General features: G+C 59.2%; 13 protein-coding genes and 2 rRNA genes. 8 read left to right on the top strand and 7 right to left on the bottom strand.

Annotated features, from left to right (window positions below):
• The first annotated feature begins 63 nt into the window (after nt 1-63).
• Both JOE27_RS07520 and rrf read left to right on the top strand, forming a co-directional pair.
• Nucleotides 64-2955 (top strand): 23S ribosomal RNA (locus tag JOE27_RS07520).
• 131 nt (nt 2956-3086) lie between these two features.
• Nucleotides 3087-3202 (top strand): 5S ribosomal RNA (gene rrf / locus JOE27_RS07515).
• 64 nt (nt 3203-3266) lie between these two features.
• Here rrf and JOE27_RS07510 read toward each other — a convergent pair.
• A complete protein-coding gene (locus JOE27_RS07510; protein ID WP_046788281.1) occupies nt 3267-4130 on the bottom strand; it encodes a universal stress protein in 864 nt (287 codons plus the stop codon).
• 154 nt (nt 4131-4284) lie between these two features.
• On the opposite strand from JOE27_RS07510, the gene JOE27_RS07505 reads away from it, so the two are divergent.
• Nucleotides 4285-4902 (top strand): tRNA-(ms[2]io[6]A)-hydroxylase, encoded by a 618-nt coding sequence (locus JOE27_RS07505; protein WP_115274326.1) that lies wholly within the window; start codon nt 4285-4287, stop codon nt 4900-4902.
• A 34-nt stretch (nt 4903-4936) separates the two neighbouring features.
• On the opposite strand, the gene JOE27_RS07500 is transcribed toward JOE27_RS07505, so the two are convergent.
• Nucleotides 4937-5257 carry a DUF883 family protein gene (locus JOE27_RS07500; protein WP_115274327.1) on the bottom strand — a complete coding sequence of 107 codons (321 nt, stop codon included), beginning with the start codon at nt 5255-5257 and terminating at the stop codon, nt 4937-4939.
• Between the two features lie 125 nt (nt 5258-5382).
• Here JOE27_RS07500 and JOE27_RS07495 point away from each other — a divergent pair, with 125 nt between their 5' ends.
• Nucleotides 5383-5646, top strand: a complete 264-nt coding sequence (locus JOE27_RS07495) for a hypothetical protein (protein WP_012315267.1) — start codon at nt 5383-5385, stop codon at nt 5644-5646.
• 14 nt (nt 5647-5660) lie between these two features.
• Here the strand turns inward: JOE27_RS07495 and JOE27_RS07490 are convergent, their stop codons facing one another.
• On the bottom strand, nt 5661-6149 hold the full coding sequence (locus JOE27_RS07490; protein WP_161872886.1) for an LEA type 2 family protein: 489 nt from the start codon (nt 6147-6149) through the stop codon (nt 5661-5663).
• 264 nt (nt 6150-6413) lie between these two features.
• On the opposite strand from JOE27_RS07490, the gene JOE27_RS07485 reads away from it, so the two are divergent.
• The 4 genes from JOE27_RS07485 to JOE27_RS07470 all read left to right on the top strand — a co-directional run bounded on the left by JOE27_RS07485 (nt 6414) and on the right by JOE27_RS07470 (nt 9718).
• Nucleotides 6414-6731 carry a hypothetical protein gene (locus JOE27_RS07485; RefSeq protein WP_046788277.1) on the top strand — a complete coding sequence of 106 codons (318 nt, stop codon included), beginning with the start codon at nt 6414-6416 and terminating at the stop codon, nt 6729-6731.
• 22 nt (nt 6732-6753) lie between these two features.
• Nucleotides 6754-7902: a PQQ-dependent sugar dehydrogenase gene (locus JOE27_RS07480; protein WP_204918434.1), complete on the top strand. Its 1149-nt coding sequence runs from the start codon at nt 6754-6756 to the stop codon at nt 7900-7902.
• 118 nt (nt 7903-8020) lie between these two features.
• Entirely contained in the window at nt 8021-9127 is a 1107-nt protein-coding gene (gene zapE / locus JOE27_RS07475; protein WP_204918431.1) for a cell division protein ZapE, read from the top strand.
• Between the two features lie 12 nt (nt 9128-9139).
• Nucleotides 9140-9718: a DinB family protein gene (locus JOE27_RS07470; protein WP_115274330.1), complete on the top strand. Its 579-nt coding sequence runs from the start codon at nt 9140-9142 to the stop codon at nt 9716-9718.
• A 24-nt stretch (nt 9719-9742) separates the two neighbouring features.
• On the opposite strand, the gene JOE27_RS07465 is transcribed toward JOE27_RS07470, so the two are convergent.
• The 4 genes from JOE27_RS07465 to purB all read right to left on the bottom strand — a co-directional run bounded on the left by JOE27_RS07465 (nt 9743) and on the right by purB (nt 15017).
• Nucleotides 9743-11707, bottom strand: coding sequence for a DNA topoisomerase III (locus JOE27_RS07465; RefSeq protein WP_174142245.1), 1965 nt, complete (start codon nt 11705-11707; stop codon nt 9743-9745).
• 264 nt (nt 11708-11971) lie between these two features.
• On the bottom strand, nt 11972-12406 hold the full coding sequence (locus JOE27_RS07460) for a GNAT family N-acetyltransferase (RefSeq protein WP_012315260.1): 435 nt from the start codon (nt 12404-12406) through the stop codon (nt 11972-11974).
• On the bottom strand, nt 12399-13565 hold the full coding sequence (locus JOE27_RS07455) for a cupin domain-containing protein (protein ID WP_039604938.1): 1167 nt from the start codon (nt 13563-13565) through the stop codon (nt 12399-12401). The genes JOE27_RS07460 and JOE27_RS07455 overlap by 8 nt, the downstream gene beginning before the upstream one ends.
• A gap of 81 nt (nt 13566-13646) precedes the next feature.
• Entirely contained in the window at nt 13647-15017 is a 1371-nt protein-coding gene (gene purB / locus JOE27_RS07450; RefSeq protein ID WP_046788271.1) for an adenylosuccinate lyase, read from the bottom strand.
• Nucleotides 15018-15083 lie beyond the last annotated feature (66 nt).

Here is a 15083-nt window from a genome sequence, read left to right as displayed (position 1 = left end):
GCAACATGCGAATTTTCGGCGAATGTCGTCTTCACAGTATAACCAGATTGCTTGGGGTTATATGGTCAAGTGAAGAAGCGCATACGGTGGATGCCTTGGCAGTCAGAGGCGATGAAAGACGTGGTAGCCTGCGATAAGCTTTGGGGAGTCGGCAAACAGACTGTGATCCAGAGATCTCTGAATGGGGGAACCCACTCAGCATAAGCTGAGTATCTTGTACTGAATACATAGGTGCAAGAGGCGAACCAGGGGAACTGAAACATCTAAGTACCCTGAGGAAAAGAAATCAACCGAGATTCCCTTAGTAGTGGCGAGCGAACGGGGACCAGCCCTTAAGTTGATTTGAGATTAGTGGAACGCTCTGGAAAGTGCGGCCATAGTGGGTGATAGCCCCGTACACGAAAATCTCTTATCAATGAAATCGAGTAGGACGGAGCACGAGAAACTTTGTCTGAATATGGGGGGACCATCCTCCAAGGCTAAATACTACTGACTGACCGATAGTGAACCAGTACCGTGAGGGAAAGGCGAAAAGAACCCCGGAGAGGGGAGTGAAATAGATCCTGAAACCGTATGCGTACAAGCAGTGGGAGCCTACTTTGTTAGGTGACTGCGTACCTTTTGTATAATGGGTCAGCGACTTATATTCAGTGGCGAGCTTAACCGAATAGGGGAGGCGTAGCGAAAGCGAGTCTTAATAGGGCGTTTAGTCGCTGGGTATAGACCCGAAACCGGGCGATCTATCCATGGGCAGGTTGAAGGTTAGGTAACACTGACTGGAGGACCGAACCGACTACCGTTGAAAAGTTAGCGGATGACCTGTGGATCGGAGTGAAAGGCTAATCAAGCTCGGAGATAGCTGGTTCTCCTCGAAAGCTATTTAGGTAGCGCCTCATGTATCACTGTAGGGGGTAGAGCACTGTTTCGGCTAGGGGGTCATCCCGACTTACCAAACCGATGCAAACTCCGAATACCTACAAGTGCCGAGCATGGGAGACACACGGCGGGTGCTAACGTCCGTCGTGAAAAGGGAAACAACCCAGACCGTCAGCTAAGGTCCCAAAGTCATGGTTAAGTGGGAAACGATGTGGGAAGGCTTAGACAGCTAGGAGGTTGGCTTAGAAGCAGCCACCCTTTAAAGAAAGCGTAATAGCTCACTAGTCGAGTCGGCCTGCGCGGAAGATGTAACGGGGCTCAAACCATGCACCGAAGCTACGGGTATCACCTTTGGTGATGCGGTAGAGGAGCGTTCTGTAAGCCTGTGAAGGTGAGTTGAGAAGCTTGCTGGAGGTATCAGAAGTGCGAATGCTGACATGAGTAACGACAATGCGAGTGAAAAACTCGCACGCCGAAAGACCAAGGTTTCCTGCGCAACGTTAATCGACGCAGGGTTAGTCGGTCCCTAAGGCGAGGCTGAAAAGCGTAGTCGATGGAAAACAGGTTAATATTCCTGTACTTCCAGTTATTGCGATGGAGGGACGGAGAAGGCTAGGCCAGCTTGGCGTTGGTTGTCCAAGTTTAAGGTGGTAGGCTGAGATCTTAGGCAAATCCGGGATCTCAAAGCCGAGAGCTGATGACGAGTTGCCTTTAGGCGACGAAGTGGTTGATGCCATGCTTCCAAGAAAAGCTCCTAAGCTTCAGATAACTGGGAACCGTACCCCAAACCGACACAGGTGGTTAGGTAGAGAATACCAAGGCGCTTGAGAGAACTCGGGTGAAGGAACTAGGCAAAATGGCACCGTAACTTCGGGAGAAGGTGCGCCGGTGAGGGTGAAGGACTTGCTCCGTAAGCTCATGCCGGTCGAAGATACCAGGCCGCTGCGACTGTTTATTAAAAACACAGCACTCTGCAAACACGAAAGTGGACGTATAGGGTGTGACGCCTGCCCGGTGCCGGAAGGTTAATTGATGGGGTTAGCGCAAGCGAAGCTCTTGATCGAAGCCCCGGTAAACGGCGGCCGTAACTATAACGGTCCTAAGGTAGCGAAATTCCTTGTCGGGTAAGTTCCGACCTGCACGAATGGCGTAACGATGGCGGCGCTGTCTCCACCCGAGACTCAGTGAAATTGAAATCGCTGTGAAGATGCAGTGTATCCGCGGCTAGACGGAAAGACCCCGTGAACCTTTACTATAGCTTTGCACTGGACTTTGAATTTGCTTGTGTAGGATAGGTGGGAGGCTTTGAAGTGGGGACGCCAGTTCTCATGGAGCCATCCTTGAAATACCACCCTGGCAACTTTGAGGTTCTAACTCAGGTCCGTTATCCGGATCGAGGACAGTGTATGGTGGGTAGTTTGACTGGGGCGGTCTCCTCCCAAAGAGTAACGGAGGAGTACGAAGGTGCGCTCAGACCGGTCGGAAATCGGTCGTAGAGTATAAAGGCAAAAGCGCGCTTGACTGCGAGACAAACACGTCGAGCAGGTACGAAAGTAGGTCTTAGTGATCCGGTGGTTCTGTATGGAAGGGCCATCGCTCAACGGATAAAAGGTACTCCGGGGATAACAGGCTGATACCGCCCAAGAGTTCATATCGACGGCGGTGTTTGGCACCTCGATGTCGGCTCATCACATCCTGGGGCTGAAGCCGGTCCCAAGGGTATGGCTGTTCGCCATTTAAAGTGGTACGCGAGCTGGGTTTAGAACGTCGTGAGACAGTTCGGTCCCTATCTGCCGTGGACGTTTGAGATTTGAGAGGGGCTGCTCCTAGTACGAGAGGACCGGAGTGGACGAACCTCTGGTGTTCCGGTTGTCACGCCAGTGGCATTGCCGGGTAGCTATGTTCGGAAGAGATAACCGCTGAAAGCATCTAAGCGGGAAACTTGCCTCAAGATGAGATCTCACTGGGATCTTGAATCCCCTAAAGGGCCGTCGAAGACTACGACGTTGATAGGTTGGGTGTGTAAGCGCTGTGAGGCGTTGAGCTAACCAATACTAATTGCCCGTGAGGCTTGACCATATAACACCCAAGCAATTTGCTTCTGCAGATTGTGGTGGTGAAGACGAAAGAACCGAAAGTTCGCAGCATCACAAATATCGCATATCCGAATTCGCTGGGCTGTCCATCTGGACATTCTGGCTACAGAATTTCTTGACGACCATAGAGCATTGGAACCACCTGATCCCATCCCGAACTCAGTAGTGAAACGATGCATCGCCGATGGTAGTGTGGGGTTTCCCCATGTGAGAGTAGGTCATCGTCAAGATTCATTTCGCAAAACCCCTATCTGCGCGAGCAGGTAGGGGTTTTGTCTTTGTGCGCAAAAATTTCTAGCCTCGGGCCAATTCAGCCAAGTGCGCGATCGCCTCTTCACTTTTAAGTACCAGCACATCACCTACCAGCGTATCGAGTACGACTTCAGAGGTATTGCCAATCAAGGCACCTGAGATGCCCGTGCGCGCGACAGTGCCAATGACCGTGACCACTGCATCGAGCTTCTGCTCGGTATGAGGTATCAGCACATCTGCAGGGCCTTCTGCTACATGCAGGCGATCTTCGCTGATATCGTATTCGGCCTGGAAAGCACTGCACGCCTCTCGGTAGCGTTTTTCGATGGTTTCACTGAGTTGATAGACCGGATCGGATGCCGCCAGCATGGGGGAGGGATGCGCACTGATCACGTGCAGTTCACCTTTTGCCAGGCTGGCAATGTCATAGCCATGGTCGATGATGCTGGTATGCAGCCGCCGATGATCTTCGTCATCGTTACCGACATCCACTGCTGCCAAAATCTTGCCTCCCGTCCAGGGCCGCTCGCTCTTGACCATCAACACGGCGCAAGGGCACTGGCGCAGAAGTTTCCAGTCACTTGGCGTCAGCAATGCCTTGCGCAGGGGGTTGTCCGGCCGGTGTTCCTTGATCACCAGGTCACAGCCTTCAGCCTGCTGAACGGCGATGATCGACTCGTGCAGGGTCTCGTTCCAGTTCTGTTCATGAGAGACGTTATCGTAGCCATCGTCGTGTAGCTGACTGCCAAGCAGGCTGAGTAGTGCACTGTGATCCTGTTTTTTGTCGCACATGAGCAGGTGCAGGCGCGCACCGGTTACGCCGGCTATAAGCTTGGCACGGGTCAACGCACGGCTATGGGCATGATCGGGATCGAGTACCACTAGAATGCTACGGACAGCTTGCATGGGCATGAACTCCCCTCAAAAGATGGTGGCCTATGCCTGACTATAGTAGGCGAGCCTTGCGTCGCCGCTTGATGTACATCAAGCATAGCTACTGGCGCTCATGATTGGCGCCGGTATAATCGCCCGTCCTGCCTGCTGTGTGTGGTTGTACGTTATGTCCCTGATCCCCGAAATCGATGCCTTCCTAGGTTGCAAGACTCCAGACGCCTGGATCGAAGCGGCCATCGCCGACCAGGAAACCTTGCTGATCGACCACAAGAACTGTGAGTTCAAAGCTGCCAGCACTGCGCTGAGCCTGATCGCCAAGTACAACACCCACCTGGACCTGATCAACATGATGTCGCGCCTGGCCCGAGAGGAACTAGTACATCATGAGCAGGTTTTGCGCTTGATGAAGCGCCGTGGTGTGCCTTTGCGGCCAGTGTCGGCAGGGCGCTACGCCTCTGGCTTGCGTCGCGTGGTACGTGCCCATGAGCCAGTCAAGCTGGTGGATACGCTAGTGGTAGGGGCATTTATCGAAGCACGCAGCTGCGAACGCTTTGCAGCATTGGTCCCGCACCTTGATGAAGAGCTCGGCACTTTCTATCACGGCTTGCTGAAAAGCGAAGCGCGTCACTACCAGGGCTACCTGAAACTCGCCCATCAGTATGGTGATGAAGCAGATATAGCCCAGCGGGTTCAGCAGGTGCGCGATGCGGAAGCGGAGTTGATCCTGTCTGCTGACCAGGAATTGCGTTTCCACAGTGGTATTCCGATGGCGCAGGCCGCCTGATTTGAAGCAGCCGGCACTACGCCTGGGGAACGGTTTAGTGACGGCGGCCTAGCAGCAGGCCAATTACCAGGCCAAACCCGGCAGAAACCGCAACGGTCTGCCATGGGTGGCCGCCGATATAGTCTTGGGTTGCGTCTACTACCGGTTGTGCCTTGGCGCGCACCTGCCCGGCCGCCTCTCGAGCCTGGCGAAGTTTCAGGCTGACCTGCGCGCGCAGCGTGTCGGCTTCTTCACCTACCAGAGAGGCGCTGTCGTTGAGCAGCTTCTCCGACTCTTCGATCAATGCCTGCAGCTCACTGAACACCTGATCCTTGATCTGCTCGCTGTTAGCTGCAATGGCTGATTTTCGGGCCATGAACATGTCCTCGTCGATAGGGGGGTAAGCAATGGATGCCGGTGCGCCGGGAAAGTTGCGCCGGCTTAGCGATGAAGCAGCACTACGGTGTAAGATAGCGGCCATTTCAACTGGCAGGTACTTTCATGAGTTTCAATCTGGCCAACAGGAGCTTCGAGGAACGGGCACAGATCGAGGCAGAAAAGGCGCGGCTGTTCGAATTGTGGCAGAACAACCTGGGCAAGGCGAAGGGCGACGCAGCTCGGCTGATTTCGGAAAAGCCGCGCCGCAAGGGCAAATGGGCCGAATGGGTACGTGCCGAACTGGACGGCATGTCGCCGCCTGAATACGCCAGCATGGTACGCAGCGAGGTCAACAAGATGATGGCCGCCGCCAGCACCAACCGTTGATTATCCGCAGCCTGTCACCAATACAGGTTGCCCCCTTTGGGCAGGTCCAGCTTGCCCTCATCGGTGAAGCGCACGGTGCCCAGGGGGCCGCCAGCCAGTTTCCCGCGCAGTATATAAGGCATCCCTTGTAGCGAGTCGAGCCTGCTCAGACCATAGGCCTGGCGCAGGAATGCAAAAGCCGTGACGCTCACCGGTACCACCACCACCGCTTCACTGTAACGGCCAATATGCCCCTGCTGGTCGCTAACCCCAGAGGCCAGGGCCTGGCCATTGACCTCCAGATTCAGCGCGATGCCGTTGTAGTCGACTGGGGCCTCGTTAGGATTTTGTACACGCATCTTTACCGCCATGCGCATCTCCAGTTCTTGCCCCGCCAGTGGTTCGATGCCGATCACGCTGATGTTCAGCGGGTCGCGCGCCTGCAACAAAGCGCAGGCGTTTAACACGCCAGCCAGCAGCAAGACCAGCGATAGTCGGGCGTAGCGTTGCAAAGCGGCAGTCATGCAAATGGACCTTGCCAATGGAAACTGGCCTTAAGTGTGGCAAATGTAAGTCAGTGTTGAAAGCAGCGGTTCTACTTCTGAGGATGCCGCAATCTCAACCTTCGAGCATCGAAGGCCCATGCCTGGCATAGTCTGCAAGGCGAGCAGGGCTGCCTGAGGTTCATATTGAAACATCACGAATCGCATTCACCCTTTTTCTGCGAACGCCTCGCGCCTTACGCTATCAAACGCATGAGGCGCACCTTTTCGTACACGAGGTGGAGTATGAATCTTACATTGCCAGCCCTGGCCGTCGGCTTGTTGCTGGGCTTGTCTGCACAGGCGGCGCCCGTGCAGCCCTTGCTGCTCGCTGCCAGTAACAACAACCCCTACAACAGCCCGATCCAGCGCGCCAACCCCAACAGCCGCCAAGGCAGCCAACCTGTCACACCACCGGTGCGCGGCCCTTCTACCCAGCCCATCCAGCGCACACCTTCCCTGGACAACCGCGGCATCGGTAATGGTGAAAATCTGCGCCGCCAGCAGCAGACGCCGAATCTGGAACCCACCCGCCCACCGCGTGACACCCGGCGCGCGCCCTGAGTACCACTGAAAGGAATCCTGCATGATCAAAGCTACCTGGCTGACCACGCTTACCGCTGCCACACTGCTGCCACTGCTCGCGCACGCCGCCGCCGAGGAGCACTTCCCCAGCGAGGAGGGGCAGGTAACCGTCAGCACCGTGGCCGACGGCTTGCGCAACCCTTGGGCGCTCGCGTTCCTGCCAGGCGGCAAGGATATGCTGGTGACTGAACGCTCCGGTAACCTGCGTGTGGTCAATGCCGAAGGCAAGGTCGGGCCCCCCATAAGCGGGGTGCCCAAGGTCTGGGCAGAGGGCCAGGGCGGTCTGCTCGATGTGGTGTTGTCACCCGAGTTTGCCCAGGACCGTACCGTATACCTGTCGTATGCCGAAGAGGGCAGTGATGGCAAGGCCGGCACTGCCGTTGGTCGTGGCCAACTGTCCGAAGATCGCGCACGCTTGGAGAACTTCGACGTGATCTTCCGTCAGCAACCGAAGCTTTCGGTGGGCAATCACTTCGGCTCGCGCTTGGTGTTCGATCGCCACGGCTACCTGTTCATTGCGCTGGGCGAGAACAACCAGCGCCCCACGGCGCAGGACCTGGACAAGCTGCAGGGCAAAATCGTGCGCATCCTGCCCGATGGTGAAGTGCCCAAAGACAACCCCTTCGTCGGGAAAAAAGCAGTTCGCGCCGAGATCTGGTCATTCGGCCACCGTAATCAGCAGGGGGCGGCCCTCAATCCTTGGACCGGTAAGCTCTGGACCCACGAACATGGCCCCCGCGGCGGTGACGAGATCAATATCCCGCAGGCGGGGAAGAACTACGGTTGGCCGATCGCCACCCACGGCATCAACTACTCGCTGATGCCGATCCCTGAGGCCAAGGGCGAACATGTCGACGGTATGGTCGACCCGCATCATGTTTGGGAAAAGTCCCCAGGCATCAGTGGCATGGCTTTTTATGACAGCTCCACGTTCAAGGCCTGGGACCACAATCTGTTCATCGGTGCGCTGGCTACCCAAGAGCTGATTCGCCTGCAGCTAGAGGGCGACAAGATCGTCCATGAGGAGCGCTTGCTAGGGGATTTGAGGGCGCGAATCCGCGATGTGCGGGTTGGGCCGGATGGATACCTGTATGTGCTCATCGATGAAAAGGACGGGTCGCTGCTCAAAGTGGGTCTGAGCGAGGGCTGAAAGCTATTCCGGGCTTTACCGGCCCTATCGCTGGCAAGCTGCCTCGCTAATTGCAAGCGCGGTGATGCATGAGTGGGCGCAGGCTTGCCGACGATGGGGCCCTTCAACATAATGCTGCATGGCATTTGACCCCAAAACGCTCTATCAGCAGGCCCTTGCCGATCAAGGCTACGTCCCCGACCCGCAGCAAGCGCAGGCCGTCAATGCCTTGCAAGCCTGTTTCGAAGCCCTCGAGCGGGGCAGTCCCGCCCAGGGGCTTTACCTGTGGGGGCCGGTCGGCCGCGGCAAGACCTGGCTCATGGACCTGTTCCACCGCGGCCTGAGCATTGCCGCCCGGCGTCAGCACTTTCACCATTTCATGGCATGGGTCCATCAGCGGCTGTTCCAGCTCAACGGCACCGCGGATCCGTTGCAGGCTCTTGCCCGAGAGCTGGCAGGGCAAATCCGCGTGCTGTGCTTCGACGAACTTTTTGTCAGCGACATCGCAGATGCAATCATTCTCGGCCGCCTGTTCCAGGTGTTGTTCGATCATGGCGTGGTGGTGGTTGCCACCTCCAACCAGCCGCCGCATCTGCTGTACCAGGACGGTTTCAACCGCGATCGTTTTCTGCCGGCCATCACCGCCATCGAACGGCACATGCAGGTCCTGGCGGTGGCAGGCGAGCAAGACCATCGTCTTCACCCTGGGGCCGCACACCAGCGCTACTGGGTGGCTGAAGCTGGTAAGGCAAAGGCGCTCGAGGCGGTTTTCAAGCAGCTCAGCCCCGACGATCCGGGCAGTGCGCAGCCGTTCGCAGTGGGTTCACGGCAAATCCAAGTGATCCGGCGTAGCAGCCAAGCGATCTGGTGTCGCTTCGCCGACCTGTGCGAGCAACCACTGGCGGCGATGGAGTTCATGGCGCTGTGCGATCAGTTCTCGGCAATCCTGGTCGAAGGCATTCCAGCCCTGAGCGGCGAGCAGCGGGCCGGGCGTATTGCCCGTGGTACCGAAGATGGAGCCGCGCGGGTAGAGGCGGGGGATCGGCAACTGCCAGCGCTGGCTGCCAAGGATGACGCCGTCCGCCGCTTCATTGCCCTGGTCGACGAATGTTACGACCGTAGGGTGGCGCTGTACCTTGAGGCGCAGGTTCCGCTCGAAGCGCTCTACACTCAAGGGTATCTGGCGTTCCCGTACCAAAGGACCCTGAGCCGGCTACGGGAGATGCAACTGCAACGCTTCGCCTGAAGGAGCCGAACCATGGAGCCGCTGTCGCATCATCTGCTGACCCAGGCCTACAACAATGGCTGGGCCAATCACCGCCTGTACAAGGCCTGCCTGCAACTGACCCAGGACGAGTTCGTCGCGCCTCGGTGCAGCTTCTTCCCATCGATCAAGGCCACCCTCAACCATTTGCTGACGGTGGACTGGTTCTACCTGCACATGCTCGAGTGCGAGCAGCGTGGCGAGGCGCCTGAGCCCGACGGCGAACGCTTCTTCGAGCCGGAGCAACCTTTTGCCACATGCACCGACCTGCACGCCGAACAGGCCCAGGCTGACCACCGGCTGATCGCCTACTGCAGTGTGCTGAGCGACGACCAGCTATCGCGCTACGTGAGTATCGTAAGGCCCGACCGTGTGCAGCGTGAACAGCGGTTGCGCTTGCTTGCCCACCTGTTCGAGCACCAGATCCATCACCGTGGGCAGGTCCATGCCATGCTCAGCGATACAGCGGTGCGACCCCCCCAGCTGGATGAGTTCTTCTGTGAGGAAGAGGCCGGTTTGCGGGCGCATGATTTTGCCGAGCTTGGCTGGAGCGAGGATCGCGTCTGGAGGTGATGCCGTGCTGCTGTGGCTGGCTATTCAGTTGGGGGCCTTGCGCCGAGGCTGCCGGGCCTTGCTGCCCGTGGCCTTGGCGCCGTTAGCTGCAGGCTTGCCTTTGCCCCCGCTCCTGCGCTTTTTCTTCCACGGCGCCGCCTTGCCCACCGCTGGCCCGTTTATCGTCATGCGCATGCCGCTGCAGCGCTCCACCAGCTTGCCCATCCATGCCGACTGCCGCGCCACGAAGTCCTCCAGGCTCATTTCACCACTTTGCACCATGTCCAGCGCCTGCTCCCAGATTGCCGTGGTACCTGGGTCGGCGATGGCGCGTGGCACGGCGTCGATCAGGCTGAAAGCCGCTGGGGTGGCGGCCAGTGCCTTGCCGTTCTTGACCAGGTAGCCGCGGTCGAGCAGGCCCTGGATGATGCTGGCACGGGTCGCCTCGGTGCCGATGCCGGTGGTTTCCTTGAGCTTCTGTTTCAGCCGCGGGTCGTCCACCAGTTTGGCGACGTTCTTCATGGCCTTGATCAGGTCGCCTTCGGTGAAGGGTTTGGGCGGTTGGGTCCACAGGTCTTTCAACTGCAGGCCCTGCACCGAGCAGTCCTGGCCCTCACGCAACGTTGGCAGGACTTGCGCCGGCGGCGCTTCGCGGCCTTTGGCCGGGGCCAACGCTTCTGGTAATGCGCGACGCCAGCCCGGCTCCGCGATCTGCTTGCCCACGGCGCGCAGTGCATGGCCTGCACAGTCGAACTCGGCTTGGGTTCGATCGTACTCGTGGTTGGGTAGGAACTGGGCCAGGTAACGGGCGCGGATCAGGGTATAGACCGCCTTGTGCTTGGCCGGCAAGCGTGACGGGTCGCTGGCGGCCGCAGTAGGGATGATGCCGTGGTGCGCGGTGACCTTGGAATCGTTCCAGGCCCGCGAGCGGCGGTGCGGCTCAAGGTGCGCTTGCAACGGCGCCAGGCTGCTATCGGCGCGCTGTAATGCAGTGAGGATTGCCGGCGCTTCGCTGTGTTGGCTGACCGGCAGGTAACCGCAGTCGCTTCGAGGGTAAGTGATCAGCTTGTGGGTTTCGTACAGGGCCTGGGCAATGTCGAGGGTTTCCTGGGCGCCAAGGCCGAACTTCTTTGAGCACAACTCCTGCAGGGTGCCGAGGTCGAAGGGCAGGGGTGCTGCCTCGCGTACACGTTCGGTGGCCACCTTGAGCACCCGTGCAGTGCGGGCGTTGCCGATATCTGTTGCAGCCTGTTGGGCCAGCGCCTGGTTAAGGCAGCGCCCATGGTCGTCGCAGGTATCTTGCGGTGCTCGCCATTGGGCGTTGAAGCCAATGTTGGCATGCTCGAGTTGCACGTCGATGGCCCAGAACGGTAGCGGTACGAAATCAGCGATGCTACGGTCGCGGTCCACCACCAGGCGCAGGGTGGGTGTTTGTACCCGGCCAACGGGTAGTACACCCTGATAGCCGGACTGGCGGCCCAACAAGGTGAAAAGCCGGCTCATGTTCATGCCGATGAGCCAGTCGGCGCGTGAGCGGCCCAGCGCCGAGTGATAGAGGTTGAAGGTATCCTGCCCCGGCAGTAGGCGTGCCAGCGCCTTGCGAATCGAGGCATCGTCCAGAGCGGACAACCACAGGCGCTGAATGGGCCCACGGTAGCGACAATGCTCGACTAGCTCGCGGGCGATCATTTCGCCTTCGCGGTCGGCATCGGTGGCGATTACCAGTTCGCGTGCTTCGCCGAGCAGGCGCTTGACGGCCTTGAACTGGCTGGCAGTCTTGGGCTTGACCAGCATCTTCCACTTTTCCGGAATGATCGGCAGGTCGGCGAGGTTCCAGCGCTTGTAGCGTTCGTCGTAGCTGTCGGGCGGAGCGGTTTCCAACAGGTGGCCGATGCACCAGGTGACGCAGACGTCGGTGCCTTGCCAGCAGCCGTCGCCCCTGCGGTTGGCGCCAAGGATCTTGGCGATGTCTTTTGCCTGGGAGGGTTTTTCGCAGAGGAACAGGCGCATGGCCGGGACGCTTTATCGAGGGTGATAGGCAGTAGGATGCGCAAGCGGGGGCGCGGTGGCAAGTTTTATCTGGATGGATGTACAGGTTTGTTATTGCATGGTTTACCCAAACAACGCAGTTGCCGTAGGAGCGGCCTTGCGTCGCGAAAGGGCTGCGAAGCAGCCCCGACGTTACAGACGGCGCTGCAATAAGCCCGGGGCCGCTGTGCGGCCCTTTCGCGACACAAGGCCGCTCCTGCACGGGTTTAGCGCAAGTTTGAAGCTTCAGGCGATCTCGCGGGAGTCGCGCACCATGTCCACATGCGGGATGCCGGCTTCGAGGAATTCCTCGCTGACCACGCGAAAGCCCAGCCGCTCATAGAACGGCGTGGCATGCACCTGAGCACTCAGCATCTGCTGCTTGAGGTCGCGGTTCTGTGCCTCAAGGATTACCGCATTGACCAGCGCGTCGCCAACCTTTAGCCCGCGCCAGTCCTTGAGCACCGAGATGCGCCCGATGGTGCCGTCCGCCAGCAGGCGGGCCGTGCCAATAGGGTAATCACCTTCCAGCGCCAGAAAGTGCAGCGCGTCCTGGTCTTCCGAATCGAACTCCAGCTCCGGCGGAATGTGCTGTTCGGCGACGAACACCGCTTCACGGATACGACGGATATCGGCGTTGTCTTTCTGCCAGTCGGCGAGGCGCACACGAATCTTATTCATTGGCGAATCCCAAGCTTCCTTGTTTGATCAATTGCTGTACCAGCATAAGGCCATCTTCATCCTCCAGCCACTGTGCAAGGTTGTCGATGTGTAACGCGTCGGCGGCACAAACCAGCTTCAGCAGCTCGCGCAGTTTGGCTGGCAACGGGCAACTGCGGCCGCTGGCGAACAGCATCAGGTCGTCGCCAAGCTCCGACCAGGCCATGCGTGCGCTTGGGTTGCGGATCAGGATGGCGCCATCTTCGAGCGCTTCGATCAGCTCCTGCTCGTCCAGTTCTTCACCGACGACCTGCTCGGGGTAGCGCGGCTCGGTCATGAACTGGCCGAACCAGGTCAGCAGCAGGTCCTTGTCGTTCATGTGCTTGTCGAGCAGGCCCTTGAGGCGGTCGAGGGCGTCGTGCTGGATCTGGTGTGGGTCGCTGGCAGGCTCGGCGTCGGCGTCGCTGTAGCGCTCCTCGTCCGGCAGGAACTGGCCGAGGAAGTCGGTGAAGTGGGTCAGCACTTCGGCGGCACTTGGGGCGCGGAAGCCGACCGAGTAGGTCAGGCAGTCGTCCACGGCTACGCCGTAGTGGGCCAGGCGCGGTGGCAGGTAGAGCATGTCGCCTGGCTCCAGGGTCCATTCGCCGCTCTGTTCGAATTCGGCGAGGATGCGCAGGTCGGCATGGTCCAGCAGCGGGCTGTCGCTGTTGCACATCTGGCCGATCTTCCAGTTGCGCTGGCCGTGGCCTTGCAGCAGGAACACGTCGTAATTGTCGAAGTGCGGGCCTACGCTGCCACCGGGGGTGGCGAAGCTGATCATCACGTCATCGATGCGCCAGCTTGGCAGGAAGCGGAAGTGCTCCAGCAGTTCGGCCACTTCCGGTACGAACTGGTCGACGGCCTGAACCAGCAGGGTCCAGTCCTTTTCAGGCAGGTCGGCGAAGGTGTCTTCGTTGAACGGGCCGCGGCGCAGCTCCCACGGGTGGGCGCCGTGCTCGAGCACGATGCGCGACTCGACTTCCTCTTCCAGGGCCAGGCCGGCCAGCTCGTCGGGGTCGATCGGGCTTTCGAAGTCCGGGAATGCCTGGCGCACCAGCAGCGGCTTCTTCTGCCAGTAGTCGCGCATGAATTCGCGGGCCGAGATGCCGCCGAGCAACTGCAGTGGAGTATCAGGATTCATGTTCAACCTATTGAAAAAACGTAATTTTCGTCCGGGAATAAAAACGCCCGGCCAGGCCGGGCGTTGAAGGCGACGCTCAGCTTAGATGCGTTTGGCCTGCGCTGCGGCGTTACCGATGTAGCTGGCAGGGGTCAATTGCTTGAGCTCGGCCTTGGCTTCGGCTGGCATGTCCAGGCCGTCGATGAAGGTCAGCAGCGCTTCTGGGGTGATGCCCTTGCCACGGGTCAGCTCTTTGAGCTTCTCGTAGGGGTTCTCGATGTTGAAGCGGCGCATCACGGTCTGGATTGGCTCGGCGAGGACTTCCCAGCAGGCGTCCAGGTCGGCGGCGATACGCGCGGCGTTGACTTCCAGCTTGCCGATGCCTTTCAGGCTGGCTTCATAGGCGATGACGCTGTGGGCGAAGCCCACACCCAGGTTGCGCAGCACGGTGGAGTCGGTCAGGTCACGCTGCCAGCGCGAGATCGGCAGCTTGCTGGCCAGGTGCTGGAACAGGGCGTTGGCGATACCCAGGTTGCCTTCGGAGTTCTCGAAGTCGATCGGGTTGACCTTGTGCGGCATGGTCGACGAGCCAATTTCGCCAGCGACGGTCTTCTGCTTGAAGTAGCCCAGCGAGATGTAGCCCCAGACGTCGCGGTCGAAGTCGATGAGGATGGTGTTGAAGCGGGCGATGGCGTCGAACAGCTCGGCGATGTAGTCGTGCGGTTCGATCTGGGTGGTGTACGGGTTGAACACCAGGCCCAGTTCGTCTTCGATGAAGGCGCGGGCGTTTTCTTCCCAGTCGATCTGCGAGTAGGCCGACAGGTGGGCGTTGTAGTTGCCCACGGCGCCGTTGATCTTGCCCAGCAGCGGCACGGCGGCCACTTGAGCGATCTGGCGCTCCAGGCGGTAGACGACGTTGGCCAGCTCTTTGCCCAGGGTGGTCGGCGAAGCCGGCTGGCCGTGGGTGCGCGACAGCATCGGCACGTCGGCGTGGGCATGGGCCAGGGCACGAATGGCTTCGGCGATCTGACGCATCAGCGGCAGCAGCACGTCGTCGCGGCCAGCACGCAGCATCAGCGCGTGGGACAGGTTGTTGATGTCCTCACTGGTGCAGGCGAAGTGGATGAATTCGCTGACCTTTGCCAGCTCAGGCAGTTGCGCAGCCTGCTCCTTGAGGAGGTATTCGATCGCCTTGACGTCATGGTTGGTGGTGCGCTCGATTTCCTTGACGCGTTCAGCGTGCTCGAGCTTGAAGTCGGTGGCCAGGCCGTCCAGCAGGGCGTTGGCTTCAGCGGAGAACGCCGGCACTTCGCCAATTTGCGGGTGAGCGGCCAGGCGCTGCAGCCAGCGCACTTCGACCAGGGCGCGGAAACGGATCAGGCCGAATTCGCTGAAAATGGGGCGCAAGGCCTGGGTTTTGCCGGCATAACGGCCGTCTACAGGGGAAACCGCAGTGAGCGAAGAAAGCTGCATGGGGTGTTCTCGGACAGTCAGGCTTTTGGAAGGGCGCATATGATACATGAAAAATGCCTGTAGGAG

The organism is Pseudomonas sp. M5, assembly GCF_016907075.1.
In the GTDB taxonomy this organism is placed as follows: domain Bacteria; phylum Pseudomonadota; class Gammaproteobacteria; order Pseudomonadales; family Pseudomonadaceae; genus Aquipseudomonas; species Aquipseudomonas putida_E.
The sequence above is the reverse complement of the archived record's forward strand: the minus strand, read 5'-3'. Positions and strand labels throughout refer to the sequence as shown.

What these genes read in the sequence shown, in the direction of transcription:
- JOE27_RS07510 (WP_046788281.1), bottom strand. Translation starts at nt 4,130, where the DNA reads ATGCAAGCTGTCCGTAGCATTCTAGTGGTACTCGATCCCGATCATGCC.
- JOE27_RS07505 (WP_115274326.1), top strand. Translation starts at nt 4,285, where the DNA reads ATGTCCCTGATCCCCGAAATCGATGCCTTCCTAGGTTGCAAGACTCCA.
- JOE27_RS07500 (WP_115274327.1), bottom strand. Translation starts at nt 5,257, where the DNA reads ATGGCCCGAAAATCAGCCATTGCAGCTAACAGCGAGCAGATCAAGGAT.
- JOE27_RS07495 (WP_012315267.1), top strand. Translation starts at nt 5,383, where the DNA reads ATGAGTTTCAATCTGGCCAACAGGAGCTTCGAGGAACGGGCACAGATC.
- JOE27_RS07490 (WP_161872886.1), bottom strand. Translation starts at nt 6,149, where the DNA reads ATGACTGCCGCTTTGCAACGCTACGCCCGACTATCGCTGGTCTTGCTG.
- JOE27_RS07485 (WP_046788277.1), top strand. Translation starts at nt 6,414, where the DNA reads ATGAATCTTACATTGCCAGCCCTGGCCGTCGGCTTGTTGCTGGGCTTG.
- JOE27_RS07480 (WP_204918434.1), top strand. Translation starts at nt 6,754, where the DNA reads ATGATCAAAGCTACCTGGCTGACCACGCTTACCGCTGCCACACTGCTG.
- zapE (WP_204918431.1), top strand. Translation starts at nt 8,021, where the DNA reads ATGGCATTTGACCCCAAAACGCTCTATCAGCAGGCCCTTGCCGATCAA.
- JOE27_RS07470 (WP_115274330.1), top strand. Translation starts at nt 9,140, where the DNA reads ATGGAGCCGCTGTCGCATCATCTGCTGACCCAGGCCTACAACAATGGC.
- JOE27_RS07465 (WP_174142245.1), bottom strand. Translation starts at nt 11,707, where the DNA reads ATGCGCCTGTTCCTCTGCGAAAAACCCTCCCAGGCAAAAGACATCGCC.
- JOE27_RS07460 (WP_012315260.1), bottom strand. Translation starts at nt 12,406, where the DNA reads ATGAATAAGATTCGTGTGCGCCTCGCCGACTGGCAGAAAGACAACGCC.
- JOE27_RS07455 (WP_039604938.1), bottom strand. Translation starts at nt 13,565, where the DNA reads ATGAATCCTGATACTCCACTGCAGTTGCTCGGCGGCATCTCGGCCCGC.
- purB (WP_046788271.1), bottom strand. Translation starts at nt 15,017, where the DNA reads ATGCAGCTTTCTTCGCTCACTGCGGTTTCCCCTGTAGACGGCCGTTAT.